The 25,826-nt window shown below is 66.1% G+C and carries 23 protein-coding genes; all 23 read right to left on the bottom strand.

Features of this window, described 5'->3' with window-relative positions:
- Positions 1–2: 2 nt before the first annotated feature.
- The gene (fliE, locus tag E4A48_RS07410; protein ID WP_003472382.1) at positions 3–365 is read right to left on the bottom strand and encodes a flagellar hook-basal body complex protein FliE; all 363 of its coding nucleotides are present in this window, start codon (positions 363–365) and stop codon (positions 3–5) included.
- A 276-nt stretch (positions 366–641) separates the two neighbouring features.
- The gene (locus E4A48_RS07405) at positions 642–4,163 is read right to left on the bottom strand and encodes a glycosyltransferase (protein WP_142742150.1); all 3,522 of its coding nucleotides are present in this window, start codon (positions 4,161–4,163) and stop codon (positions 642–644) included.
- Between the two features lie 98 nt (positions 4,164–4,261).
- Positions 4,262–5,067 (bottom strand): IS5 family transposase gene (locus E4A48_RS07400; protein ID WP_142742149.1). Its coding sequence is split into 2 segments (ribosomal slippage): positions 4,262–4,737 and positions 4,737–5,067, totalling 807 coding nucleotides; the frame shifts between segments, so codons are not numbered across the junction.
- A 286-nt stretch (positions 5,068–5,353) separates the two neighbouring features.
- The gene (locus E4A48_RS07395; RefSeq protein WP_142742148.1) at positions 5,354–6,664 is read right to left on the bottom strand and encodes an FkbM family methyltransferase; all 1,311 of its coding nucleotides are present in this window, start codon (positions 6,662–6,664) and stop codon (positions 5,354–5,356) included.
- Between the two features lie 608 nt (positions 6,665–7,272).
- Complete coding sequence (locus E4A48_RS07390; protein ID WP_142742147.1) at positions 7,273–7,890, bottom strand: LbetaH domain-containing protein; 618 nt, start codon at positions 7,888–7,890, stop codon at positions 7,273–7,275.
- Positions 7,887–9,026: an aromatic ring-hydroxylating oxygenase subunit alpha gene (locus E4A48_RS07385; protein ID WP_142742146.1), complete on the bottom strand. Its 1,140-nt coding sequence runs from the start codon at positions 9,024–9,026 to the stop codon at positions 7,887–7,889. Before E4A48_RS07385 ends, E4A48_RS07390 begins: the two co-directional genes overlap by 4 nt.
- 25 nt (positions 9,027–9,051) lie before the next feature.
- Entirely contained in the window at positions 9,052–9,699 is a 648-nt protein-coding gene (locus E4A48_RS07380) for a NeuD/PglB/VioB family sugar acetyltransferase (protein WP_058196186.1), read from the bottom strand.
- Positions 9,696–10,475 (bottom strand): SDR family NAD(P)-dependent oxidoreductase, encoded by a 780-nt coding sequence (locus tag E4A48_RS07375; protein WP_230812527.1) that lies wholly within the window; start codon positions 10,473–10,475, stop codon positions 9,696–9,698. Before E4A48_RS07375 ends, E4A48_RS07380 begins: the two co-directional genes overlap by 4 nt.
- The gene (locus tag E4A48_RS07370) at positions 10,472–11,230 is read right to left on the bottom strand and encodes an SDR family NAD(P)-dependent oxidoreductase (protein ID WP_237654667.1); all 759 of its coding nucleotides are present in this window, start codon (positions 11,228–11,230) and stop codon (positions 10,472–10,474) included. The genes E4A48_RS07375 and E4A48_RS07370 overlap by 4 nt, the downstream gene beginning before the upstream one ends.
- Before the next feature lie 5 nt (positions 11,231–11,235).
- A complete protein-coding gene (locus tag E4A48_RS07365) occupies positions 11,236–12,276 on the bottom strand; it encodes a ketoacyl-ACP synthase III (protein WP_142742145.1) in 1,041 nt (346 codons plus the stop codon).
- 1 nt (position 12,277) lies between these two features.
- Entirely contained in the window at positions 12,278–12,502 is a 225-nt protein-coding gene (locus tag E4A48_RS07360) for an acyl carrier protein (protein ID WP_003466862.1), read from the bottom strand.
- Positions 12,499–13,680 (bottom strand): DegT/DnrJ/EryC1/StrS family aminotransferase, encoded by a 1,182-nt coding sequence (locus E4A48_RS07355; protein WP_142742144.1) that lies wholly within the window; start codon positions 13,678–13,680, stop codon positions 12,499–12,501. The genes E4A48_RS07360 and E4A48_RS07355 overlap by 4 nt, the downstream gene beginning before the upstream one ends.
- Before the next feature lie 292 nt (positions 13,681–13,972).
- The gene (locus tag E4A48_RS07350; protein WP_039010059.1) at positions 13,973–15,463 is read right to left on the bottom strand and encodes a sigma-54 dependent transcriptional regulator; all 1,491 of its coding nucleotides are present in this window, start codon (positions 15,461–15,463) and stop codon (positions 13,973–13,975) included.
- Positions 15,460–15,843: a response regulator gene (locus E4A48_RS07345; protein ID WP_003466870.1), complete on the bottom strand. Its 384-nt coding sequence runs from the start codon at positions 15,841–15,843 to the stop codon at positions 15,460–15,462. Before E4A48_RS07345 ends, E4A48_RS07350 begins: the two co-directional genes overlap by 4 nt.
- Positions 15,844–15,856: 13 nt before the next feature.
- On the bottom strand, positions 15,857–17,254 hold the full coding sequence (gene rpoN / locus E4A48_RS07340) for an RNA polymerase factor sigma-54 (protein WP_039010057.1): 1,398 nt from the start codon (positions 17,252–17,254) through the stop codon (positions 15,857–15,859).
- A 268-nt stretch (positions 17,255–17,522) separates the two neighbouring features.
- Positions 17,523–18,155, bottom strand: coding sequence for a response regulator (locus tag E4A48_RS07335; RefSeq protein ID WP_039010056.1), 633 nt, complete (start codon positions 18,153–18,155; stop codon positions 17,523–17,525).
- Between the two features lie 70 nt (positions 18,156–18,225).
- On the bottom strand, positions 18,226–18,804 hold the full coding sequence (locus tag E4A48_RS07330; RefSeq protein ID WP_039010054.1) for a PilZ domain-containing protein: 579 nt from the start codon (positions 18,802–18,804) through the stop codon (positions 18,226–18,228).
- Positions 18,801–19,103, bottom strand: coding sequence for a hypothetical protein (locus E4A48_RS07325; protein WP_142742143.1), 303 nt, complete (start codon positions 19,101–19,103; stop codon positions 18,801–18,803). The genes E4A48_RS07330 and E4A48_RS07325 overlap by 4 nt, the downstream gene beginning before the upstream one ends.
- Positions 19,100–19,519: a flagellar export chaperone FliS gene (gene fliS, locus E4A48_RS07320; RefSeq protein ID WP_039010050.1), complete on the bottom strand. Its 420-nt coding sequence runs from the start codon at positions 19,517–19,519 to the stop codon at positions 19,100–19,102. The genes E4A48_RS07325 and fliS overlap by 4 nt, the downstream gene beginning before the upstream one ends.
- Before the next feature lie 169 nt (positions 19,520–19,688).
- A complete protein-coding gene (fliD, locus tag E4A48_RS07315; protein ID WP_039010049.1) occupies positions 19,689–21,020 on the bottom strand; it encodes a flagellar filament capping protein FliD in 1,332 nt (443 codons plus the stop codon).
- A 201-nt stretch (positions 21,021–21,221) separates the two neighbouring features.
- Positions 21,222–22,406, bottom strand: coding sequence for a flagellin (locus E4A48_RS07310; RefSeq protein ID WP_039010047.1), 1,185 nt, complete (start codon positions 22,404–22,406; stop codon positions 21,222–21,224).
- Between the two features lie 334 nt (positions 22,407–22,740).
- Positions 22,741–23,946 carry a flagellar hook-associated protein FlgL gene (flgL, locus tag E4A48_RS07305; protein ID WP_039010045.1) on the bottom strand — a complete coding sequence of 402 codons (1,206 nt, stop codon included), beginning with the start codon at positions 23,944–23,946 and terminating at the stop codon, positions 22,741–22,743.
- Positions 23,943–25,817 (bottom strand): flagellar hook-associated protein FlgK, encoded by a 1,875-nt coding sequence (flgK, locus tag E4A48_RS07300; RefSeq protein WP_039010043.1) that lies wholly within the window; start codon positions 25,815–25,817, stop codon positions 23,943–23,945. The genes flgL and flgK overlap by 4 nt, the downstream gene beginning before the upstream one ends.
- Between the last annotated feature and the right edge of the window lie 9 nt (positions 25,818–25,826).

Genomic DNA, 25,826 nt, shown 5'->3' with positions numbered 1-25,826 from the left:
CCTTACAGCGGCATGTTCATCACGTCCTGGTACGCCTGGACGAGTCGGTTGCGGACTTCCACGGTGGCGCGGAACGCCACCTGGGACTGTTGCGCGGCCATCATCACCTTGGCCAGGCCGGCGTTGGGGTCGCCCATTTCGAAGGCCTTGGCCAGATCGCCGGCCTTCTGCTGGGTTTCGTTGACGCCGCTGATCGCGCTGCGCAGGGTGTCGCTGAAGCTCGGGCCCTGCGTGCCCTGGGTCCCGGTCAGGCCCTCGATCGCATTGCTGCGCCCGGCATCGGCCACCTGCGCAGGCGCGGCCTGGCCGACCTGGCTCTGGTAGCTGCGGATCTGCGAGAGGATGGAACTGATGGAGTCGCTCATACGGGGATGTCCATGCCGGGGGCGGCTACCCGGGATGGATGCAAGCGGTGTGCCGAAACCGCGGGCGCCGCGATCGGCTGCCTGGACAGGCGTGGCGAAGGCGCGGCGCATTGCGGCGTTTGCCGCCCGCCAGGTGCCGGCGTCGGCTTCCCGGCGCGGTGCGGCTGAGGGTCTCGGCCGCCAGTGTCGGCCGATTGACGCCTTGCGCCCGGGGCCGGTGCCGCGCGGCTGCGGGCTAGACCCTGGCGCGGATGTCGGCCGTGGCGGGCAGGCGGCTCAGTCCGGCAGCCACGCGGCGTGCCAGGCCTGCAGGTTGGCGCCCTGCAGCATCCAATCGCGGCGTACTGCCGCGTGCAGCGCGGACCCGGCCGCGGCGCTGGCGTCGGCATCGGCCAGGTGCTGGCGGATCGCGTTGACCCAGTCGCGGAAGCGGTGCTTGACCAGGGTTGCCGGCAGCCCGCCCTGGTACGGCGGCAGGTCGCTGGCGATCACCGGGTAGCCGCAGGCGCCGTATTCGAGCAGGCGCAGGTTGCTCTTGCAGCGGTTGAACAGGTTGTCTTCCAGCGGCGCCAGCGCCAGGTCCAGGCGCAGCGCGGCCAGGGCCTGCGGATAGCGTTCGAAGTCCACGCCCGGGTGCACCTCGGCCACGTGTGGGCGCAGCCGCTCCGGGCACATGCCCATGAACACCCAGTGCACCTCGCCGGCCAGCGCCTGCACCACGTCGGCGATCAGTTCCAGGTCGCCGGTATGGCTGGCGCCGCCGGCCCAGCCGACCCGCGGCTTGCCACCGCTGCCGGTTGCGGCGGTTACGGCCAGATCGCCCCACATGCGCGGATCCAGCCGGTTGTGGACCACGCGGATGTCCGCATGCAGGCCGGCCAGGGCCTCGGCCAGGGCAGGGGTGGACACCACCACCCGGTCCACCAGCGTCGCGGCGCGGCGCAGCGAGCGCAGCACATCCTTGGGCATCTGCTCGCGATGCACGCTCTTCAGCGGCAGGTTGGGCAGGTAGTCGTCCAGCTCGTAGACCTTGAACGCGGTGGAAAAGCGGCGCATGCGCTCCATCTTCGCCAGCTCGACGTCGCCGACCCGGCGTTGCACCACCACCGCATCGGGGGCGATGCGCTCCATCTCCACCGGGTCGAGCAGGCGCGCGTAGTAGACGCCGTCGATCTGCCCGGCCTCGGCCAGCGCCTGGAACGGCTGGATCACCCGGTAGTGGCCGCTGCCGAACGCGTCGCCGGGATGCGCCAGGATCCGCGGCAGCGGCTTCCACGCCAGCGGCTGCCAGGAGAACTCGGATTCGCCCAGCTTGAAGCCGCCCGGCTTCTCCAGGCCCAGGCTCGGCGAGTAGGCCGGATCGTGTGCCATGACCGGTAGCCAGCGTTGCAGCAGCGCGTCGTCGGCGCTTTGCGGCCGTGGCGGCGCGGCGGGCTGCAGCAGCAGCGCTTCCGGCGTCCACAGGGTCCATTCGCCCAGCGCGGCGGCGCGCAGGCACAGGTCCACGTCGGCACCACCGTCGCCGAACCCGCCCGCATCGAACCCGGACAGCCGCTCGAACAGTTCGCGCCGCACCAGCATGCAGCGCTCGGACACGGCACTATAGCGGTGCGCCACCTGCAACCGTCCCATGTAGCCGGACTGCGCCATCGGCTCGCCGGCGAAGGCATGGCCGGCGCCGGGCAACAGCCCCGGCAGCAGACCGGCGTGGGTGATGGTGGCGTCCGCGGACACGCCCTTGGCTCCGACGATGCCGACCTCCGGGCGCTGCGCGTGGTTCATCAGTTCGTGCAGCCAGCGGCCCTGGACCACGGCGCTGTCGGCGTCCAGGAATAGCAGGTAGTCGCCCTGCGCCTGGGTCGCGGCCAGGTTGCGCGCCTCGGCCTGGGCCACGCGTTGCTCCAGCGCGAACACGCGGATGCGGCCGTTGCCGAGTTCGGCCACCGCCTGCATCCATGCGCCGATTGTCGGCGAGTCGCTGGCATTGTCCACCAGCAACAGTTCGTAGGCCGGGTAGGCGGTGGTCTCGAGCAGGCCGACCACCAGGCGCTGCAGTGCCGGCAGATTGTCCTGGGCGATGGTCACGATCGAGACCGGCGCTTGCTGGGCGTGGCCGTAGTCGATGCGCTGCAGCCCGCCTGGCAGCGCATGCACCTGCGCGGCCGCGTAACCGCGCGCGCGCAGGTGGCTGGCGACTGCGCGCTGGCGCGCCTCGGCGCCCGCGGCGGCGTCGGCCGCCGTCGCGATCAGCAGCGGCTCGGGCAGATGCGCGATGCTGGCGCCGGCATCGCGCTGGAACAGGCGCAGGATCAGTTCCAGTTCCAGTGCGCCGTCGTGATCGGGATCGAACCCGCCCAGTTCCTGCACCAGCGCGCGGCGGAACACCCAATGCCCGGCGGTCGCCAGCGGATTGCCCAGCAGCAGGTCCAGATCTGGATCCGGGCGCAGCACCGGCGCCAGGGTCTGGCCGTCCAGCGCCAGCCATTCGTCGGCATACAGCGCGCTGCAGTGCGGCTGCTGCACCAGCTCCAGCAGCAACCGCAGCAGGCCGCCTGCGCAGAAACGGGTGCCGGCGCTGGCGCACAGTAACCAGTCCGCGTGGCCGAGTTCGGCCAGTGCGGCGTTGCGGTCGGCGGCCTCGTCGGTTGACGCCAGCGGCAGATGCCGGACCCGCGGATCCGGCCACGGCGTGGCCGTCGCGGCGCCGAGCACGGCCACGCTCAGCGTGGCGAAGGCGGCGCCGTCCAGCAGCAGACTGTGCAGGCTGGCGTGCAGCGCGGCCGTGTCGGCGTTGCGCGCGTCCAGCAGCACCGCGAGCCGCGCGCCGCCGCCCAGTTCGGCCAGGCGCGTGTCGAACAGGGCGCGCTGGGCCGGCGGCAGCTGCCGCTGCGCCTGCCAGTCGCGCAGCGCCAGCTGGGCGCGGCCGCGCGCATACGCGGCCTGGATCGCCTGTAGCAGATCGACTGGTTCGGCGTGGCCTCCGTCCAGCGGTGCTACATGGACCAGGCGTGCGTCGCCGTCGCCGTGGTACCAGCCCATGGCACGCACGCCGCGGCGGAAATCGTCGTGGCCCTGGTCGCCGATCCCCGGCCGGTCGCGGCCGGCCTGGCTGTATTGGTCCTGCGATACCCGGAAGCGGGTCAGCGGCCTGGCCAGCAGGGCCAGGTTGCCGCGGTGCAGCAGCTTGGCGTACAGCGCCAGATCGCCGACCCAATGGATCACCCGGCCATCGAGCATCATCAGCTGGTCGCCGATCTCCAGCAGATCCTGGCGCCGGCACAGCACGCAGCTGGGCTCGCCGATGAAGTTGATGGTGTGATCGGCGAGGAAGGACAGCAGTTCGGGGCCGTCGAGCACCACGTCGCCGGCGAACGGGAAGCTGGTGGCGTGGATGTCCGGCAGCGGCGCGTCGTCGCCGTCGATGCGCTGCCGGCGCGAGGAGGCCAGCGCCACGTCGGGAGCGGACTGCATGGCCTGAACCAGCGCGGCGACGCAGTCTGGCGCCAGCATGTCGTCGTCGTGCAGGAACTTGACGTACTCGCCCCGGGCCAGGCCGATGCCCTCGATGGTGCTGCCGAGTTCGCCGAAGCGCTCCGGATTGCGGTGATAGCGGATCGGGAATGGCGAGCCGGGCGCTCGACGTTCCACCACCTCGGCGATCGCCTGAGTGGGGTTGTCGTCGCAGATGACCAGTTCCAGCGCCGGATAGGTCTGGGCCAGCACGCTGTCGAGCGCCTTCTCGAAGTAGCGCAGCTTGTAGGCCGGCATGACGATGCTGACTATCGCGGGATCAATCATGAAGACATCGTCATCCAAAAAGGGCATACCCAGGATGCAATAGTCATGCCAACCCAATGTTGTTACACCGAAAGGGGGGGGCGCCTGACTAAGAGCGGCTAACAAAACTCTGGAAGTCGCCGTAGGCAGATGACGCAACAGGCCATGGACAGCAAAGCCAGGTGGATATCAATCCGGCGTTCGAAGCGGGTCCGCAGTTTTCCCATGCCGGCAAACCAGGCATGCGTGCGTTCAACTACCCAGCGGTATCGGCCCAGGTGATCGTTGCGTTCCACGCCCTTGCGGGCGATGCGTGGGGTCATCCCTCGTCGCTTCAGGTGGTCCCGGCACCGATCCATGTCGTAGGCCTTGTCGGCATGCAGCTTGTCCGGCCAGCGTCGTGGCCGTCCAGGTTTGCCGGCAATGGAGGGCAATGCATCGACCAGTTCCTCGAACACGACCGAATCGTGCCGGTTGGCCCCGGTCACGCAGAACGCCAGGGGAACGCCGTGCCGATCCGTGATCACGTGCCGCTTGCTGCCGCGTTTGCCGCGGTCGGTCGGGTTCGGCCCCGTATAGGCGCCCCCCGGGGGGAGGCCACGCTGGCCGCGTCCAGGCTGGCCCGGCTGAAATCGAGCCGGTCGGCGCGGCGAAGTTCGGCCAGCAACACCTGATGCAGACGGTGCCATACACCCGCGGCCTGCCAGTCACGCAATCGGCGCCAGCAGGTCATGCCGCTGCCGTAGCCAAGTTCCTGGGGCAGATCCTCCCACGCGATGCCAGTGCGCAGCACGTACACGATGCCGCTGAGTGCGCTTTGGTCGTCTACGCGCGGCCTACCGCCCTTGGGCGAAGGCGGCACGACCGGGATCAAGGGGTGGATGCGCTTCCACAGCGCTATGCTGATTTCTTTGCGGTGAGCCATCACCGCAAAGTGGTGGCTCTTAACTGCATCAGGCTTCTGGCTAACGCCTGACCGACTGGGGTATGTGAATTCCTTCACTATGTGTAATGGGGTGCAAAATTATTTCAAAAAATTTTTCGCGGTCGTGGTTCTTGAGATCCTTTCATTGCAGGAGCGTCGCGATCAGGTTGCCAGGCTCGGCGTCCATTTGACGCAACAGAAGACGGTGCAGACGTAAATCGAAAGTGCTGCGAAAGGTGGTTGGTGAGCCATTGTGGCATGTCAGGCTGCTTTGTTCATGCCTTTCCTAAAAGCAATACAGAACCATTGCATCAGGGCATAAGCGGTTATGCTGCCGAAAGCCGAGCTTGTAATCTTTGTCTGTCTCTAAGACGAAGTTCGTTAGTGTCAATAAATCCTCGGGCTTATGGTAGATGGAAATGGCCATCTGCGGACGATTCTTTTCTATTGTTTTTTTTGCGCCATGAACTGCTTTTAGTTCTGATCCCTCGATTTCCAGTTTTATGAATGTTGCCGTTTCTTCCGTGGCATCATCGATAGTTGTAACAGGTACGGTTGTCGAGACGTCGTCTTCACGCGAATTTTCATATATGTGACTAACTATATTCGATTCCACCAGGTGAGCGGATTGGGTTTGGGCGATCCCGGTACCTTCGAAAATAGGAACGGTTTGGCCTGGATTGAACTTCAGGATCGTATTGCTGTCCCATAATCCATTTTCGTGCAGAATGACGGACGACCGTAATGGCTGTAGATACTGATCCTGTAGTGCACTAAGGCGTTTGCGAATCAGTTGGTTGTTGTATCTGGAAGGCTCAAAAGAGTGAATTTTCTTAAAATTTCCCATGCAGGCGCGCAAGAAACTCTCGATAGTGTCGCCGTCGAATGCGCCGCCATCGACATAGACTTCCTGATTATTGAAATCAAAGAATTGACGATTTATGGAATAGGAATTTAGGTTGAATTTTTCGCTGTTGTGGCCGACGGCACATGCTTCAAGGTAGAAAGGATTTAATGTCATTCGATAAAGGAGGATGCATAGCCATGTGGTGCGAGAGTAGTCGTCGACCAAGTAGTCGCTCAATTCGACGAGCCGATCAGCATTCTCAATAGTGTGACTGAAGAATTCATAGCCATACAAGAAAAAACGCCCCGCTTCTCCGCCGTGGTCAATATTGCTTGATTTCAGCAAATGCAGGAATTGCAAAGGAAGGAGGGTCGGCAAGTTCCACTGATTGGCGACTTTGGTGAAGTGCTGGAATGCCGTGCCGCCTGGAGTAAGGATGCAGGACACGATATCCGAGTGACCCCCAGCTAGGCTCACCCAAGTGTCGGAGCTGATTAAAGGAACTCCAAAGATATGGCTTTGACGCTCATGCAGGAAGTCGTCGACGATGGCGATGACATTTGCAGACTTCGCCAGCACGCGGATTTCTGGGCGGCAAACCGATCCGCAAACGACGAATTTCTTGCTTGCCAGAAAGTCTGTGGGGGACTGGTCAAGCCAAGCGGGGAAAGGTCCGTTGGGTCGCAAAAGCAGGTCGCGCAACTTCAAGACATCTTTTGCGAGCGTTTGCCTGGAAAGAAATGGATACATGTGAAAATCCCCTTCTAAAGATGGCGCGGCGTCGTACGTGCTTCGCGCAGCTCAACAATCTGGGATCGCAGCAGTAATTAGTCTGAAATTGTTGTCCGTCGGCAGTGCTGCATCGAAGCCGTTGACCGGCGTGGCTTTCGCATCCAGTACGTCGACCACTGCGACGATCTGGACGCCGGGAGCCTTGCGCGCAATGCAGCGGCCGCAGCGGCGGCGAAGACTTTCGCTAGGTAAAAATTGGGGGGCAGAAACATTGCACCGCCGGCGCGTTTGCAAGCATCGATCAGGTCCGCTCGCGCTGAAGCGCGGCCAGAGGGTCGGTCATGGCTTCACTCGAAAGGGGCGCGCCTCGCGGGCGCGCGAGTGATGAAAATAGGGGTTGGCTGCGCGTCGCTTCGTAGCGTGGTCAGGTCGCGCCGCGAACACTGCGGATGATTGATCCTAGCGAAGCACGCGAGACGTAAACTGTGCATGCATCCCAGCTTGCGCAGCGGCGTTTGGGTTCAGCCGTACTGAATCGGACAGGCCAGGCGATGCCATATTGCTGGTGCGATGCAGCATGAGATCAGATCGTTGCAATTGCTGTTGCGTAGAGCGCGGCGTTAGGATCAACGCAGGATCCGGGCTCCACCAGGCATCAGTGCGTCGTAGAAGCAGCGGTCCTGCAGCACATCCGGCAGGGTGCCGGGCAGCAACCATTCGCAGTGCCGGCCGATCCTGGCGCCGCTGCGGGTCATGCTGCCGCCGCCCAGGGTGCTACCCTGGCCGATCTGTGTGCCGCGGCCAAGGTGCACGCCGGCATTCAGGGTGACGCAGGCGCCGACGCGCACGTCCTGTTCGACCATCACCTGGCGTTCTAGCCAGCTGCCGGCGCCGATGTTGCTGCCGGCCGCCAGGTTGCAGCCCGGTCCCACATGCACGTTGCCGAGCAGGCGCACGCCGGCATCGATGTGCGCCTGCGGCCACACCAGGTCGATGCTGCCGTAGCCGGCCAGGCGCACGTCGGCGAGCAGCCTGTGCCGCGACTGGTTCACTGCGCGTTCGTCCATGGCGACGAACACGTTGGTTGCCGCGGGCGGATGGCTGGCGTGCAGGGCGTTCAGGTCGAAGTTGTAGCGGTCCGGCGATTCCAGGGCAATGCCCACGTGCGCCAGGCCGCAGGCTTGCGCGGTGCGTTGCGCCTGCTCCAGCGCATGACCCAGGCCGATCAGCACCAGCGTCTTCATGCCGGTTGCTCCAGCACGTTGGCGCGGTACCACAGATGCTGGCGCACCAGCTCGGTCTCGTAGTCGCCGTGCATGAAGGGGCGCGAATGCGCACCCAGGCCGGCCTGCAGCCGTTCCAGCACCGCCGTGTCCTCGGCGATCACCTGGTGCTCGATGCGCATCAGCGTGCTCAGCAGGGCGGTGAAGTCGGTGCGCTCGCTCCTGCGCCGGGCGGTCGCCACCCACAGGTGATAGTCGGTCTCGTGCGGCGAAACCGGATCGTACTGCTGCAGCACAAAGGAGTCGCCGCGCACGCTGTAGAAGTTCACATTCGGGTACAGGAACCAGTTGTAAAACGCCGAATCCTCGCCGTAGCGCTCGCACAGTGGGCGGTACCAGTGGTCCTGCGCCGCGATCTCGGCCTTGGCCGGAAAGCTCAGCGCGTGCAGCGGCGCGCGCGCGCGCCCCTGCAGCAGCTGCTCGATCGCCGAGGGCACCTCGGCCAGCCGCTCGACGTGCGCCGACGGCTTGGGCGCGGCGGTCATCAGCGGATTGAAGGTCTTGGGATGGATGAACGGGATATGGTTGTAGTCCTTCACGTTCTCCATGTTGAGTTTCCAGTTGTAGCGCACCCGGTGGCAGCTGTAGATCAATTGCGCATCCACGTGCGAGGCCGCCGCGCGCAGGTTCTCAAGGAACGCCGGCGCGAACTGCTCTTGCAGCGGCAGCGGCTGCTCGGCCATGTTCACGAACAGCAATTCGCCGACCTGCTGCAGATGCAGCTTGGTCAGGCAGATCCCGGCCTTCTCCTCGGCGGTGAATTGGTATAGGCCGGAGTTGGGCAGCCCGCGCAGCTCGCCCTCGGCGCCGAACGACCAGGCGTGGTACGGACAGACCAGCGGGCGCTTGCCGTGCGATTCGGTCTGGATCGCCGACTGCCGGTGCGGGCACTGATTGAGGAAAGCGCGGATGCCGGCCTCGGTGCGCTGCACCAGCACCGGCACGCCGGCCACCTGACGCGCGAAGAACTGGTTGCGCTCGCGCACCATTGAGGCGAAGCCGACGAAGATCCACAGCTTGCCGAACAGCCGCTGCTGTTCCAGGCGCAGGCTCTGCGGGCTGATGTAGTGCTCGGCGTCGAGAGCGTGGCGGGTCATGCGGAAAGGCGTCCTGCGCGCGTGGTCAGCGGCTGAAGATGGTACGCGCCGGGTTTCCGGCGACGGTGACATGGGGCGGCACGTCCTTGACCACCACGCTGCCGGCGCCGATCACCGCGCCGTCGCCGACCGTGATGCCGGGCAGCACGGTGGCGTGCGGGTGGATGACCACGTCGTTGCCGATGCGCGCGCCGCCGCCGACGAACACGAAGTTGCCGATCTGCACGTAATCGCCGATGACCACGTCGTGGCCGACGATGGTGGTGGCGAGGATGGTGACGAACGCGCCGATGCGGCTGTCCGCGCCGATCGACACGCCGACCTCGAACAGGCTGCCGCGGCCGATCGGCGTTTCCGACGCTTCGCGCAGGCGCGGGCGCAGCACCATGAAGTCGGCGCCGCGATCCAGCAGCGGCTGGCTGTAGCGTCGGCGTGCGGCCGGGTCCCCGAGCGCGCACACGAACAGGTCACCGGGTTCCGGCTGGTAGGTATCCGGGTCGCCGAGCAGCGGCCAGCGCAGGCCGGCCCCCAGGGCGCTGCGGCTATCGAGAAAGCCCTTGATGTCCCAGGCCTGCCCATAGCCCGGATCGTCGTTGCAGGCCATCGCCGCGATGCCGCGGCCGAAGCCGCCGGCACCGACGATCAGCACGTGCTGCGGAGGCGCCTGGCTCATGCGAACTCCACGCCGCCGTCCATACTGAAGGCTTGGCCAGTGACCTTGCTGCTGGCGTCGGAGAGGAAGTACAGGCAGGCCAGGGCCACGTCTTTGGGGTCGCCGATGCCCAGCGGATAGCGCTTGCGGCTTTCCTCGAACCAGGCCTTGTCCTCGTTGATCAGCGATGTCTCGACCAAGCCCGGGCACAGCGCATTGGCGCGGATCCGGCGCCGTGCCAGTTCCAGCGCCAGCGGCCGCAGCATGCCGATCAGCGCCGCCTTTGAGCCGGCGTAGGGGCCGACGCCGACCGTGCCGGTGAGCGCGGCGATGGAGGAGAGGAAGACGATGGAACCGCCCGGGCGCAACGCCTGGCGCGCGAGCAGATGCCGGGTGAGCATCGTCGGCGCGATGTAGTTGATCGTCATCACCTCGCTGAGGAAGCGCTCGCTGACCAGTTTCATCGGCGACAGGCCACGGATGCCGGCGCTATGCACCACGCCATCCAGCGGACCGCTCTCCACCGCCAGGCGTTGCACGGTGTCCGCATCGCAAAGGTCGCCGGCGAACAGGCGGTGACCGTCGCCCGGCAGCGTCTGCAGCAGGGCCTGCAGCCGCGGCAGGTCGCGGCCGGCGACCAGCAGACGCGCACCGGCGCCGGCGCAAGCCTTGGCCACCGCCTCGCCGATGCCCTTGGAGGCACCGGTCACCAGGATGGTCTTGCCGTGCACGCCGTACAGCGTCTGCAGCAGCGCGGCGGGTGTTTCCGCAACGGACATCGGGGTCTCCAGGTTCATAGGCGGATCGGCAGGGACAGCCCGCCGTCGATGGTCAGGGTGCTGCGGGTGATCCAGCGGCTGGCGTCGGACAGGAGATAGGCCGCGCCGTTGGCGATATCGGCGGGGTCGATGCGTCCCAGCGGGGTCAGTGCGATTTTGTCGTCCATGTCCGCGGTGCTGCCCAGCCTGCTCAGCATCGGCGTATCCACATAGCCGGGGGCGATGCAGTTGGCGCGGATACGGTGCTTGGCCTGCTCCAGCGCGAAGGAACGCACCGCGGCTTCCAGCGCCGCCTTGGACCCGGCGTAGCCGGCGCTGGCTTGCGGCGCGGCGCGCGCGGTCAACGCGGAGACGTACACCAGCGAGGCGCCCTCGTGCAGCCGGCGCTTGGCCAGCAACTGCTGGGTCAGGCCGATCGGCGCCAGGTAGTTCACCGCCAGCATCTGTTGCAGGTGTTTCTCAGCGGCCATGCGGAACGGAACCAGCGCGGCGATGCCGGCGCACGAGGCCAGGCCGTGGTAGCGCTCTGCGGCTTCCAGCAGGCGGATGCGTGTGGTCTCTTCGGTGAGGTCGCCGACAACGCTGCGGTGGCCGTCGCCGTGCAGCGCGTCGGCGACCGCCTGCAGGCGGTCCTCGTCGCGCCCGTTGAGCACCAGCGTCGCGCCCAGGCGCGCACACAGCGCGGCCACGGCGGCGCCGATGCCCGAGGAGGCGCCGGTTATCAGGATGGTCTTGCCCTGCAGCCCGAAGGCGTCGGTCGTTGCGACAGACATCATGCTCACGACTCGATCAGATCAGGAAACACCGCGCCCTCGATGTCCAGCAGGCAGCTGCCCCACGACAGGCCGATGCCGAAGCCGCACAGAAGCACACGCTTGCGTCCCGATTCCAGTTCCTTGTTGATCCGCGCGGTCATGGTCACCGGCAGCGAGGCGCCGCTGGTGTTGCCGAAGTCGCGCAGGGTCGAAGGCACTTTCTCCACCGGCAGGCCGAGCTTTTTGCGGATGGTCTCGTTGATCATCCGGTTGGCCTGGTGGAATACGAAGTAGTCGATCTCGTTCTTGGACACGCCGGTGTAGTCGAGCAGTTTCTGCACCGCCTGCGGCACCCGCTGGGTGGAGAAGCTCAGCACCGCCACGCCGTCCAGCTGCAGGTCCACGCCGCGGTGCCAGTAATCGTTCTCGTCGGCGCGGAACGGCATCAGGTGCTGGATGGCGACCGGCTCGCGATGGCCGCCCACCGGCAGGATGATCGCCTTGTAGCCGCTGCCGTCGCTGTTGAGGTCGAAATACATCGGCGCGGCGTCGGCGCTGAATTCCAGCGCGGTGGCGGTGCCGGAATCGGAGAAGATCGGGTCCTCCAGATTCGCGCTGCGGTCGCCCACCAGCAGCAGGCCCTTCTTGACCCCGCCGGCGGCGATCATCGAGCCCAGCAGGTTGATGCCGAACGGATAGGCCGAGCAGCCCAGGTTGACGTCGAAGGCGACGGTGGCATGCGACAGGCCCAGCCGGTCCTGCAGGATGATCGCGGTCGCCGGGATCGGATAGTCCGGCGACTGGGTGACCACGATCAGCGCATCGATCTCCTCGCGCTGCCATTTCAGCCGTTCGATCAGGCCCTGCGCGGCATCGAACGCCAGATCGGAAAAACACTGCCACTCCTGCGCCATGCGCCGGGTCTCGATGCCGATGTTGCGCACCAGCCGCTCGCGCTCGGAACGGATCTGCGGCCGGCAATCGGTCAGGTTGGAGACGATGCGCTTGGGCACGCAGGTCGCCATGCCGGCAAAGCGCACGTTGTGCAGGGTGGAGGTCGGCATGCTACGCCTCGGTCAGCTGGTAGAGGTCGCCGACGGTGACGGCGGCGGCCAGGTGTTCGCCGGTGATGGTCTTGCCGTATTCCATGTCGAACATCACGATCACACCGAGTGCGGCCAGCGAATCCCATTCGGGAAGCTCGCGCAGCACGGTGTCCGTCGTCACCTCGACCGGAGTCTGGAAATCGGTCGCCGACAGGAAATTCTCGATAAACGTTGCTTGGCTCATTCTTGTTCCACGGGGTGGTCGGAGGAGGGGGCCGTCGGGAGCCGACGGCCGGTCTTTGCAGCGGTTGAACTTGCGCTGCCGGCGCTGGCGATCAGGCCGGCGATGGTCTGCACGTCGCCGTCGCTCAGGCCCGGATAGATCGGCAGGCACAGCACCCGTTCTGCCATCTGTCGCGCGACCGGCAATCCGGCCGGCGCGGCCGAGGGCAGGCCGCGGTACATCGGGAAATCGCTGATCAGCGGATAGAAGTAGCGGCGCACCAGGATCTCGTGCTCGCGCATCAGTTGATGCAGGCCGTCGCGGGTCAGCGGAAAGTCGTCCTCGATCAGGATCGGGAACGAGGCGTAGTTGGCCATTTCCGGCGAGCGCGGCGCCAGGCAACGGACGCCGGGGACCTGCGCCAGGCGTCGCCGGTAGTCGGCGTCGATCTCGCGGCGTTGCGCCAGCGCGCTATCGATGTGCTGCAGTTGCAGCAGGCCGAAGGCGGCGTTCACTTCGCTCATCTTGCCGTTGATGCCGGTGGCCACTACCGTGGTCTCGTCGACGAAGCCGAAGTTCTTCAAGCGGCTGATGCGCTGGTAGGTCTTGGCGTCGGGGCAGACGATGGCACCGCCCTCGAAGGTGTTGAACACCTTGGTGGCGTGAAAGCTGAGCACGCTGAGGTCGCCGTGGCGCAGGATCGAACCGCCGTCGTCCTTGACCCCGAAGGCGTGCGCGGCGTCGTAGATCACCTTGAGGTTGTAGGTGTCGGCGATGCGCTCGATCGCGGTGGTGTCGCAGGGCGTGCCGTAGCAGTGCACCGGCATGATCGCGGTGGTCTGCGGGGTGATCGCCGCCTCGATCTTGTGCGGATCCAGGTTCAGGGTGACCGGGTCGATATCGACGAACACCGGCTTGATCCCTTTCCAAAGCAGCGCGTGCGCGGTGGCCACGAACGAGTAGGGCGTGGTAATTACCTCGCCGGTGACGCGCAGCGCCTGCAGCGCGGTGAGCAAGGCCAGCGTGCCGTTGGTCAACAGCGCCAGATGGCCGACGCCCAGGTACTCCGCCAGCGCCTTTTCCAGCGCCTGGTGCATTTGGCCGCCATTGGTCAGGATGCGGCTGCTCCAGATCTTCTCCAGGTACGGCACGAACTCGTCCAGGGGAGGCAGCAGCGGGCTGGTGACGGGAATGGGCATGGTGGCCTGCATGGGTGCGTGTGGAAAATCCGCGGCGCGACGCGTTGCGACGTGGTTCCTGTTCTGCAAGCAAGCCATATGCCAACAGAGGTGTCCACTGCTTCCGCGAGGGCTGCCATGAAGCGTGGCGCGCTGCGATCCCCATCGCCTGCGACACGGACGCATCCATCGTGCGCCCGGAGGCGCGTCCGGCAAGCAATGCGATGCGAAGGGTGAGGGTACTTCAGTTTCGAACCGCGGTCGTTGCCTAGCGCAGCAAGCGCGCGCCGACGCGGTGACCCCGGCCGCGGCCTCAGCTGGCCAGTTCGGTCTGGTCGCGGTCGATGCCGTACTTGCGCAATTTCTCCACCAGCGTGGTGCGACGCAGGCCCAGCAGCTGCGCCGCATGCGCGACCACGCCTTGGGTGCGCTCCAGCGCTTCGTTGATCAGCGCCAGTTCGATGTTGGCCATGTGCCCGCGCAGGTCCAGTCCACTCTCCGGCAGCGTCGCGGCGGCCTGTGCGGCCGACTCGGACGGATCGGACAGCGCCTTGGGACCGACGTGCAGGTCGACCACGTTGGGCAGGCGGCGCGGATCCGGCGCGGCGATCGGCGCCGGCGGTGCCGACACGTCGATCGAGGAGGCGAAGTCGCCGCGGTAGCGCGCCGGCAGGTCCTGCACCCGCACCAGGCCGCTGGGATGCAGCACCGCCAGGCGCTCGACCAGGTTGGTCAGCTCGCGTACGTTGCCCGGCCAGTCGTAGCCGCGCAGCGCCTGCAGCGCTTCTTCGGAAAAGCGCACTTCGCCGCGCCCGGTCCGCGCCAACTGCGCGGCGATGGTGTTGACCAGTGCCGGCAGGTCGTCGCTGCGCTCGCGCAGCGCGGGCATCTCGATCGGGAACACGTTGAGCCGGTAGAACAGGTCCTCGCGGAACTGGTTGCCGGCGATGCGCTCTTCCAGATTACGGTGGGTGGCGGCGATCACGCGCACGTTGCAGCGGATGGTGACGTTGCCGCCGACCCGCTCAAAGCTGCGTTCCTGCAGCACGCGCAGCAGCTTGACCTGCATCGGCAGGCTCATGTCGCCGATCTCGTCGAGCAGCAGGGTGCCGCCCTCGGCCATCTCGAAACGGCCCTTGCGCGCGGACAGCGCGCCGGTGAAGGAGCCTTTCTCATGGCCGAACAGTTCGCTTTCCAGCAGATCCGGCGGGATCGCGCCGCAATTGATCGCCACGAACGGGCCGTCGCGGCGCGGCGATTGCTGGTGGATCGCGCGGGCCACCACTTCCTTGCCGGTGCCGGACTCGCCCAGCACCAGCACGGTGGTGTCGAACGCGGCGACCTGGTCGATCAGCCGCCGCAGCCGCACCACCGCGTCGCTGTTGCCGGTCGGGCCGCTGTCCTGCACCGCGCCGGCTTGGTGCTCTGCGTCCAGACGCTTGAGGCTGGCTCGGCGCAGTAGGGTTTCCAGCTGCGCGTGGCGCAGCGGCGCTTCCAGCTGCCACACGTTGGCCTCGTGTAGGCCGTGGCGCTGCGCGAACGCCTGCGCCTCGCCGTTGAGCAGCAGCACAGGCGGCGGCAGCGGACTGCGCGCGACCCAGCCGAAGAACGCGTCGGCCTGGGCTTGGTCGTCGAGTCCGCCGACCAGGATCGCCATCCACTCGCTCTGCCGGTGGCGGCCAGGGTTGACGTCGGCCACGTCGGTCACCCAGCGCGGGTTGAGGTCCATGAATTCGAGCAGGCTCACCGTGCGCTCGGCGCGAACCGCGTCGTCGTCGATCACCAGGATCCGCGATTCGCTCATGCCGCTACTCCCTCTGTGCGTAAGCCCTCCAGGATCGGCATCACTTCCTGGATGTAAGACAGCTTGCTGACGAAGTTGTCGGCACCGGCGCGCATGGCGTGCTCGCGGTGCTCGGCATCGTCGAAATGGCTGGCGATCACGATGTACGGGGCCTGGTCCTGGGTCTTGATCAGGCGCGTGGCCTGCAGGCCGCCCATCTCCGGCATGGCCAGATCCATCAGCACCACCTGCGGGCGCAGCGACTCGGAGCGCTCGATCGCCTCCAGGCCGTTGGCGGCGCTGCCGATCACTTCCATCCAGTCGAGCTTGCGGAAGTGGCGCATCGCCGCGTTGATGAAACCTTCGTGGTCGTCGACCAGAAGCACGGACAGTTTGTTCATGTGCATTGTTTCCTTAGCTCGCTCGGGCCAGCAGCGGCTTGGCGCGACGGCGTTCGCGGGCGGGGGCGATATCGAGTTGTTCGCGGTACTTGGCCACCGTACGCCTGGCCACGTTCACGCCCTGTCGCGATAGCAGCGCGGCGATCGCCTCGTCGGCCAGCGGTCGCCCCGCGGGCTCGGATTCGATCAGGCGCCGCACCATTGCGCGTACCGCCTGGCCCGAGACCGCCGCGCCTTCCAGGCGCACGGCGAAAAAATGCTTCAGTTCGAAGGTACCACGCGGAGTCTGCAGGTATTTGCCGGTGGTGATGCGCGATACGGTGGATTCGTGCATGCCGATCGCGTCGGCCACTTCCTTCAGGGTCAGCGGCGCCATCGCTTCCTCGCCCTTGACCAGGAACACGGCCTGGCGCTCGACGATGGCGCGGGTGGTGCGCAGCAGGGTCTCGTAGCGCATCGACAGGCCGCGGGTCAGCCAGCGCGCCTCCTGCAGCATTTCGCGCAGCGGCGCCGCGGCCTCGCCGGCCTCGGCCAGGGCGCGCTCGTGCATCGGATTAACGCTGACGCGGTGGGTGGTGGCCGGGTTCAGCGCGACCCGCCAGGTGCCGTCGCTATGCCAAGCGACCACGTCGGGAATCACGTGGCCCAGGTTCTCCGGCAGCAGGCTGTCGCCCGGACGCGGCTGCAGCGACAGGATCAGCCGCACCGCCTCGCGTACGTCGTCCGCCTCGGCATCGAGCTGGCGCGCGAGCAACGGGTAATCGTGGCTGGCGAGCAGATTCAGGTCGCCGGCGAGGAGGCGCGTGGCCAGATGGCGGCCGGCGACGCGGCCGGGCAGGGCGGCCAGCTGCACGCTCAGGCATTCGCGCAGGTCGCAGGAAGCCAGGCCGGCGGGGTCTCCGTGCAGCAGCCGCTGGCGGATCGCTTCCACCTGCGCGGCGGAGCGGTCGAAGCGTGCGCAGGCGAGCAGGGTCAGCGTGTCCAGCGCGCCGTCGAGATACCCGGCGTCGTCGCTGTGCTCCAGCCAGAACGCGGCCACTTCCAATGCGGATTCGTCCAGTTCCAGCGCCAGGCGCTGCAGCACGCGCAGTTGCGGATCGGTGGACTCGCCGGCCGCGATGCGCTGCATGCGGTCGTCTTCGCCCTCGCTCCAGCCGGCGGCGGGAATGTCCCACATCGAGGATTCGGGCAGTTCGTCGAACGCGGCGGTTTCCAGCGCGTTGTCGTGGTCGAGCACCGGCTCGAGCACACCTTCCGGCTCTTCCAGTTCCAGCAATGGATTGGTTTCCAGCGCGCGCCGGATTTCCATTTCCAGTTGCATCCCATCCAGTTGCAGCAGCCGGATCGACTGCAGCAATTGCGGGGTCAGGTGGAGTTGCTGGCCTAGCTGAGTGGTGACGGTCGGCTTCATGCGAACTTCCTCGGTTTGGCGCCAACCCTCCGGCGCCCGTGGAATGCATAGTGCTTACCACCTGACGGTAACAGAATCAGGACGTTTCTGCGTGATGTAGTCAAATGCCCGACACTCTGTAAGGAAAATCCTTACGCCGATGTAGGGAGCGGCGGTTGGTCGGCGCGCTGGAACCAAGGCTGGCGGGCCTCGCCGGTTTCACGGCGGCAGCTGACCGGTTAAGGCAAGCGGCATGCCAGTGTGACGCGTCGGGAACCCGTTGCCGGCCTCAGATCAGTTCGTTCTGGTGGCGCGCGGCCAGTAGGACCAGATCGTTGGCGCGGCGGCAGCCCAGCGACTCCATCATCCGCGCGCGGTGGGTTTCGACGGTCTTAACGCTGATTCCCAGATCCGAGGCGATTTCCTTGTTGTTCTGGCCACGGCCGATCTGGCGCAGGATCTCGCGCTGCCGCGGCGACAGCGCGGCGACGCCGACCGGGCGTTCGCGGCCGAGCATCGGCGCGATCATCTTCGAAGAAATCTGCGGGCTCAGGAACATCTGGTTGACGCTGGCCGCACGCAGCGCCAGTTCCAGCTCCAGCGGCGCCGCGTCCTTGACCACGAAGCCGGTGGCGCCGCGGTCCAGCGCATCGCGCACGTGTACTGGATCGTCGTGCATCGACATCATCACCACGCGGGTCTTGGGCGAGGTCTGCAGCACGTCGGTCAGCGCGTCCAGGCCGCTGCGCCCGGGCAGCGACAGGTCCATCAGCACCAGGTCGGGGCGGTGCAGGGTGGCCAGGTCCACCGCCTGCTGCGCATTGCTGGCCTCGGCGACCACGTCGACGTCCGTGAACGTTTGCAACAGCCGGCTCAGGCCGGCGCGGACCAGGGTGTGATCGTCGACGATGATGACTCGCACGGTGGGAAGGTCTCTTTCTCTAGCCCCGCACCTTAGCCGAGCGCGCGGTCGCCGCCAACCGTGCGTCGGCTCAGCGCCCGCGCCGGTTGTCGGCGATCTGCCTCCGATGCAGGCGAAACAGGTGCCGTTCCAGTGCTTCCTGTAAGCTTGGCGGCTGTGTCTCGAATCGTAGCCAGAGATGGAAACCGCCGCCGCTGGCGGCTTCGGCCACGACCTGGACCGGCAATTCGAGATGGTCGGGCAGCCAGTCCGAGGGCTGCAGGCGCAGCAGGCCGGCGGCGCCGGGAAGGGCGCCCGAACGCGATCCCAATTCGAGTCTCAAGCCTCGGTGCGACCATCGTAGCGGGCGCAACGGCAAACCTTCCTCGTGCTGCCGGGCCAGGCGGCCGAGCAGCACCAGCATCAAGTCGAGCTTGGCGTCCATGCGCTGCAACTGCAGCGGTTGCTCGCTGCGCTCTTCGCCGCCGTCTTCGCTGCGCAGGTCTTCGACCTGGGCCAGGCTGCGCAACAGGGCTTCGCCGGCGCCGAAGCGGCCGACGCTGTTGCCGAGCCTGAAGTCGGCCGGCAACGCCAGTTCGCAGCTGAGGGTGTCGTGGAACAACTCGACTTCGGCTGGGTGGTGGACGGCGACGTCGGAGGCGCTGTTCATCTCAGCGATCCGGCCTGCGAGTAGGCGCGCGCGGCATTGTTGGACACGCGGCTGGCGCGCAGCCAGTCGCCGGCGTCGTCGCGCGCCTGCAGCATCTGCGCGATCACCGCTTGCTGCAGTTTCAGCAGCGAACCGATGCCGTCGCGGGAGACGTCGCTGACGGCCTGCTTCAGGTATTGGCGCAGATGCTGGTCGTGCTCGGACACCATGCGCTCGGCCAGCGCGTGGTCATCGCCCTGCAGCACCTGCTGCAGTTGCTGCAGTTCTGCATGCAACGCTTCGATGCTGACGGCGATCATAGGGCGGCGACCGCGGCGAGTTCGCGCTGCTGGACGGGAATGGCGTTCCACGCCGCATCGATCTCGCTGAGCAGTTCCAGCGATTCGACCAGCGCGCTGTCGTCGTTGTGCAGATTGGCTTCGGTGAGCCGGTGCATCACGTAGTCGTACAACGCCGACAGGTTATTCGCGATTTCGCCGCCGGCCTCGTGGTCCAGCGAGCCGTTGAGGTGGCCGACGATGGCGCAAGCCTCGCCGATCGCCTTGCCCTTGCGCGCCTGATCGCCCTGCGCCAGGCAGGCCTGGGCCTGGCGGATACGCTGGCAGGCGCCAGCGAACAGCAAGGCCACCAGCTTGTGCGGGTTGGCATCGGTGATGCTGGTGGACACGCTCATCTTGCGATATTGCTCGGCGTATTGGCGACTGGAACCGTACATGGAAAACTCCCTCGGATGGCCTGGTGCCGCGCTGCCGCGCGGGACGGCGAAGGCGCCGCGGCGACGGTACGTGCTGCCAGTCCTGAATGACTGTCGATGCTAAAGATATCGGCAGCTGCTTGCCTGGACTTGAGTGCCGGCAGCGTCTTTCCTGCCGTTGCCGTCGCCGCTACGAGAACTGCTTGGACAGTCCGTCGCTGATCGATTGCATCTTCGCGACCATCGCGTCCATCGCGGTGAACCTGGCGGTGTAGTTGGTGGTCAGCGTTTCCATCCGCTTGTCCAGGTTGCTGAGCTGGTCGGTCAGGTCGCCGATGTGCTTGTTGAGCGCGGTGGTACGCTGGGTGATGGTGCCGTTGGCCGCATCGAGGTTGCTGTCCAGCAGGGTGTCTATGCCGGTGGTGAAGCTGCCTTTGGTGCCGAACGTCGCCTTGGCTGATGCTGGATCGCTGGTCATGGCGCTGTCGAACTTGGCGCTGTCGAAGCTCATCACCCCGTTCTTGTCGATGGTCATGCCCAGTGCCTTCAGATCGACGACGTTGTCGCTGATCTGCTTGCGTAGCGATTGCTGCAGTCCGCGCACCATCGAGTCGCCGGTCAGCGCCGACGCCTTGTTGCTGGTGGCGTTATAGGCGCTGGAAGACTTCAGCAAGGTGTTGGTGGTGTTGTAGGCGGTCACGAACGCGGTAAGGTTCGCCTTCAGTGCGGTGTTGTCGTTGGCGATGCTCAGGCTGTACTTGGTGCCTTCGGCGGCCTTGGTCAGGTTCAAGGTGACACCCGGCACGAGGTCGGCGATCGCATTGCTGCTGGAGGTCCGCTCGAAACCGTCCACGCGCACCACAGCGTCTGCCGCGGCCACGGTCTGGGTTAGGCCGCCGCTGCTGCCGTTGCTGTAGGTCAGCGCGCTGAGTCCGCCGTTGCCACCGGAGCTGGTGATGTTCAGCACGCCCTTCTTACCGGAATCCACCGCGTTGAGCACCAGGTGGTTGCCGTCGTCGGCGCTGACCACGCTGGCGGTCACGCCGCTGCCGCCGGCGGCCTTGTTGATCGCGGCGGCGATGTCGCTGAGCTTGCTGTTCTCGCCCACGGTGATGTTAAGCGTCTTGTCGCCATAGCCGATCGTCAAGGTGCCGTCGCCGACCACCGCGTTGTTGGCATAGGCGGCCGAGGTCAGCTTCTGGCGTTCGGCCAGCTTCACCACCTCCACGCTGTAATTGCCCGCGGTGGCGCTTTCGGTGACGCTCGCGGTATAGCCGGCGCCATCGGCGACGGTGGCCTTGACCGCGCCCTTGTCGGCGCTCTTGGCGATTGCGTCCATCGCCGTCTGCAGGTTGGACAGTGCGCCCTTGATCGTGCTCAGCGCCGACAGTTTGGCGCTGGAGGCGGTGCCGTCGGTATTGATCCGGTTTTCCTGAGGTGCCCGTTCGGAGGAGACCAATGACTTGACGAACGCGGCGACGTCCAGGCCTGAACCGACGGCAGACAACGATGAAGTAGCCATTAGAGCCTTCCTTACGATAGCGGGCGCGGAGACGGCCAGCGGTTGATAGGAGTATCGGCGGCGCGCCGCCGTTCTTGAGGCAAGACGCATGCGGCGAATGCCACGATCTCCATGCAAATCCTGTGCCTGCTGGACGGCGGATGCAAAAAAAGCCCCTCCTTGCGGAGGGGCTTCGAGGTCTTGCCAGTGTCGAGCGGGCTGTTACTGCAGCAGGCTCAGCACGTTCTGCGGGACCGACTTGGCCTGCGCCAGCATCGCGGTACCGGCCTGCTGCAGGATCTGCGTGCGGGTCAGTTCGGCCGTTGCCTTGGCATAATCGGTGTCGGCGATGCGGCTGCGCGAGGCCGACAGATTTTCCGAGGTCGTGCTCAGATTGGCGATGGTGGAGGTGAAGCGGTTCTGCACCGCACCCATGTCGGCGCGCGAGGAGTTGACCGAGGTCAGCGCCTTGTCGACGATTTCCAGTGCCCGCTGTGCGCCGGAGAAGGTCGAAATGTCCAGGTCGGCCAGGGTGTTGGTGGTGCCGGCGGTGGCGGCGGCCGTGGCAGCGATGCCGGCGGTGCTGAAGGTGACGCCGTCGGCGCCGGTGGCCGAGCCTGCGGTGAAGGCAAAATCCTTGCCGGCCTTCAACGATTCCAGCTTCAGCGCGCCGGTGCTGCTGTCGACCGAAGCGTAGACGCCGGTCTGGTCCAGCTTGTCGTTGATCGCAGCGGCCATCTTCTTGGAAATGTCGCTGCCGGTGTCGCCGACGGCCACGGAAACCGAGGCGATGCTGACGCTGTTGATCGACATGCCGGAGAAGCTGCCGCTGGCGGTTGCGGTGCCGGAGGCCAGGGCGGCCGAACCGGTCTGGGTGGCGGCGAAGCCGGCCTTGCCGAGCGAATCGACGTTGGCATCGACGATGCTGCTCACGCCGATGGTCTGGCCGGCATCGGCACCGACCTGGAACAGCGCGCCGGAGAACGATCCGTTCAGCAGCTTGGTGCCGTTGAAGCTGGTCTGGTTGGCGACGCGGTCGATTTCCGAGGTCAGCTGCTTGACTTCCGAGTTCAGTGCTCCGCGGTCGGTGTCGGAGTTGGTGGCGTTGGCCGACTGCACCGACAGCTCGCGGATACGCTGCAGGTTGTTGCCGATTTCGACCATCGCGCCTTCGGCGGTCTGGGCCAGCGAGATGCCGTCGTTGGCGTTGCGCGAGGCCACGTCCAGGCCGCGGATCTGAGTGGTGAAGCGCTCTGAGATCGCCAGACCGGCGGCGTCGACCGCGGCGCTGGTGATGCGCTTGCCCGACGACAGCTGCTGAATGGTCAGCGCCATGCTGGAGCTGTTGGTGTTGAGGTTACGCTGAGCGTTCAGCGACATTACGTTGGTGTTGATTACCTGTGCCATTTTGATATCTCCTCTAAGCGATTTATCCGGCAACCCATCGGTGCCTGGAGCCTCCGCAGGGGGGCCATCAATTGGCCGTTGCCGCTGCTGAGATAAGTAACGGCGCGATGTCAAGAACCTTTAGCGATTCGCTGCGGAAATTATCGCGATGCGGCGAACCGGTAGCCTGTGGCACTCGCGGCGAAGAGCTTGTTTCGGCCGCGCTTTTCCAAACTTTAGCGCTGCGCAGGTGACGCTTCCAAGCCCTGGCGGCGATGACGAACTCGGTATAAAGCAAAACGCCCGCCAGTGCTGCCGCGCTGCGGGCCTTCGCTTTATGCAGTGGAATCGAGGATCAACGGAGCATGTTGAACAGCGACATCGACTGCATGCGGGTAAAGACGGTTTGCGCCGACTTGAGCGCGGCCTGTTCCAACTGGTATTGGCCGATCGCATCGGCGTAGTCCAGGTCGCGTAGCGAGGATAGTGTGGTCTTCAGCGTCACTTCGTTGGAGGCGCGCAGCTCGGCGGCGTTGTCGAGCGCGGCCAGTTGCGCGCCGCCGGATGCACGCGCGTCGATCATCTTCGCCGAGGCCTGGCTGATGTCACGCATCGACGACTGCAAGGTGTTCTGCAGCGAAGCCTTGTCGCTGGCGGTGAGCGGGTCGGTGCTCAGCGCATTGGCCAGGGTCGTGATGGTGGAGAACACGTCCTTGTTGGTCGAGGCGCCGATCTGGAAGCTGTCGCCGACCGCCGGCGCGCCGTCCAGGCGCATCTTCAGGCCGCCGAAGCTGACATCTTCGCCAGCGGCGTAGGTGCCGGTCTTGACCACGCTGCCGCTGCCGTCGCGCACTTCATATGTGTCGGTGGCGGTGAAGGCGACGCTGTAGCTGCCGCCGTTCCAACCGCCAGCGCCGGAGTCGCGGCTGAAGTCCAGCAACAGTCCGGTGCCGGTATTGGTGCTGGCCGGATGCGCATCGACGGTGCCGTCGCCGGTACGGATGCGCATGAAGATCTCGCTACCGGGCAGGGCATCGGCGACCTGGGTATCGGCGGCTACCTCAACGCTGCGCTGGGTCTGGTCGCCGCTGTAGACGACTTTGCCGTTGACCATCGCGAACGGCGCGGCGTCGTCGGCGGCGCCGGCGAACAGGTAGCGGCCGCTGCCGTCGGTGCTGTTTGACAGGCTGAGCAGGCCGGCGTGCAGCGACTTGAGTTCGGAGGCGATCGCCTTGCGGTTGTCCGTGGTCAACGCCGAGCTGTTTGCCTGCACGGTCAATTCGTTGACCCGTGCCATCAGGTCGCCGGCCTGCGACAGCGCGTTTTCCTGCAGGCCCAGGCGGTTCTGCACATTGTTGGCGTTCTGGCCGAAACGCTCCAGTTCGGCCACAGCGCGGTCCAGGTTGACCGCGGTGCCGGAGGCGACCGGATCGTCGGCGGCGGTGACCAGGCGCTGGCCGGTCGCCAGTTGCTGCTCCAGGTGCGAGATCTTGGCCTGCTTGCCCAGCATGGTGTTGACCGATTGGTTGAACATCATGCCGGTGGAGATACGGTTGCTCATCGGATCGCACCCAGGATGGACTGGAACATCGTGTCGGCGGTGGAGATCAGTTGCGAGGCGGCCTGGTAAGCCTGCTGCAGGCGCAGCATGTCCGAGGCCTCTTCGTCGAGGTTGACGCCGGAGACCGAGTCGCGCGCGTCCTGCGCGCTGGTGTGGATCACGTCCTGCGCATCGGCTGCGTAGCTCGCCTGCCGCGCAGCCGAGCCGATCGTGGTGGTCAACCCGGACACCGCGCCGTTGAGGGTGATGGTGCCGCCGTTGAACGCCTTGGCATCGTCCAGATTGGACAGGGTCAGGGCGTTGCCGTTGTTGCTGGAGCCGGCGCCGGTGGGTTTCACCGCAAAGGTGTCGCCGGCGGCCGGCGCGCCATCCAGTGTCATGCTCCAGCCGTTAGCGCTGATGGTCTGCCCGGCGGTATAGGCGAACGGGCCGGAGCCGTCGATCGTGTACTGGTTGGCGTCGATGAAGGCGATGCTGGCGGGCGTCAGCAAATTGGCATTGCCGGCATTGGTGGCGCGGACGTTGCTGACCTTGCCGGTGCCGAGGTTGTCCAGGTCGGCGCTGGCGGCGATCGGGGTGGCCGCGGCGATGCGCGACGGGTCGGTGATCGCTACCGCCAGGCCGGTGACCGCGTTGGCGGTGGGCTGCAGCAGAAACGTGTCGCCGGCCGCGCCGGTGCCTGACAGCTGCAGGCTCACGCCGTTGACCACGAACGGATCGGTGCTGCTGCCGCTGCCGGTCATGGTCACGCTGGCGCCGGTGTCGGCGTGTCTGGCGGTCCAGCTGCTGCCGTCGAACTTCAGCAGCAGGTTCTGCCCGTCGAGCTTGCTCAGGTCGCCGACGCTGGCGCTGAAGCTGGCGCTGCCGGTGTTGGCGGCGTTGGCGTTGACGTTTGGCGCGGACAGCGAGAAGAAATCGCTGCCGAGGTTGCCGTACAGGTCCACGCCGGCCTTGTGCTGCTGGTTGTAGCTGACCGCCAGGCCGGTGGCGATGCGGCCCAGTTCGGCCTTGGTCGGATCCAGCACGCTGCTGCGGAACCCGATCAGGCCGCCGATCTGTCCGCCCAGCGCGCTGTTGCCCAGGGTGATGGTGGCGCCTTGCGCCTTCAGTGCGACCTGCAGGCGTCCGGGCTGGTAGGGATCGGTGGCCGTGGTGAGGGTGGAGGCGGTGGTGCCGACCACCAGCGCCTGGCCGCCTTCGGTGTAGACGTTGATTGCGCCGCCGTCCTGCTGCACCGCGCTGCCGCCGGTGTAGCCCACCAGTTGGGTGATCAGCGCATCGCGCCGGTCGAGCAGGTCCGGCGCGGCCGAGCTGGCGTCGCCGCCGATCTGGCCGTTGATCTTGGCGATCTCGCCGGCCAGGCGGTTGGCTTCGGTGGTGGCGGACAGCAGGCCGTTGTTGACCTCGTTGCCGAGCGCGTCCATCTGACCGTTGAGCTGCTTGAAGCGGGTCACCAGCGAGTTGCCGTTGTCCAGCAGGTTCTGCCGGCTGGCGGTGGCCGAGGCGTTGGACGACAACCCGCTGGTAGCGTCGAAGAAGTTCGACCACTGCCCGGAGATGTTGGTGGCTTTGTCGGAGAACAGCCCGTCGACGCGGTCGGACAGGCTCGACAGCTGCTTCAGCCGCGCCAGTTCGCCGCCGCTGTCCAGCAGCCGCGAGGTCGCCAACTGGTCGGCGACGCGGGAGATGTCGGTGATCTTGGTACCGTTGCCGATGTAGTCCGAGCCGTACTGGGTTGGCGTGGTGGTCGCGAACGCGACGCGCTGCCGGCTGTAGCCGTCGGTATTGATGTTGGCGACGTTGTGGCTCACCGTCGCCAAGGCGCGCTGGAAGGCGATGAGGGCGCTGGTGCCGGTGGAAAGGACGGACATGGGCGGCTA

Origin of the sequence: Xanthomonas translucens pv. cerealis (assembly GCF_006838285.1) — a bacterium.
In the GTDB taxonomy this organism is placed as follows: domain Bacteria; phylum Pseudomonadota; class Gammaproteobacteria; order Xanthomonadales; family Xanthomonadaceae; genus Xanthomonas_A; species Xanthomonas_A cerealis.
Note: the sequence above shows the minus strand (reverse complement) of the source record. Positions and strands in the feature narration are given on the sequence as shown.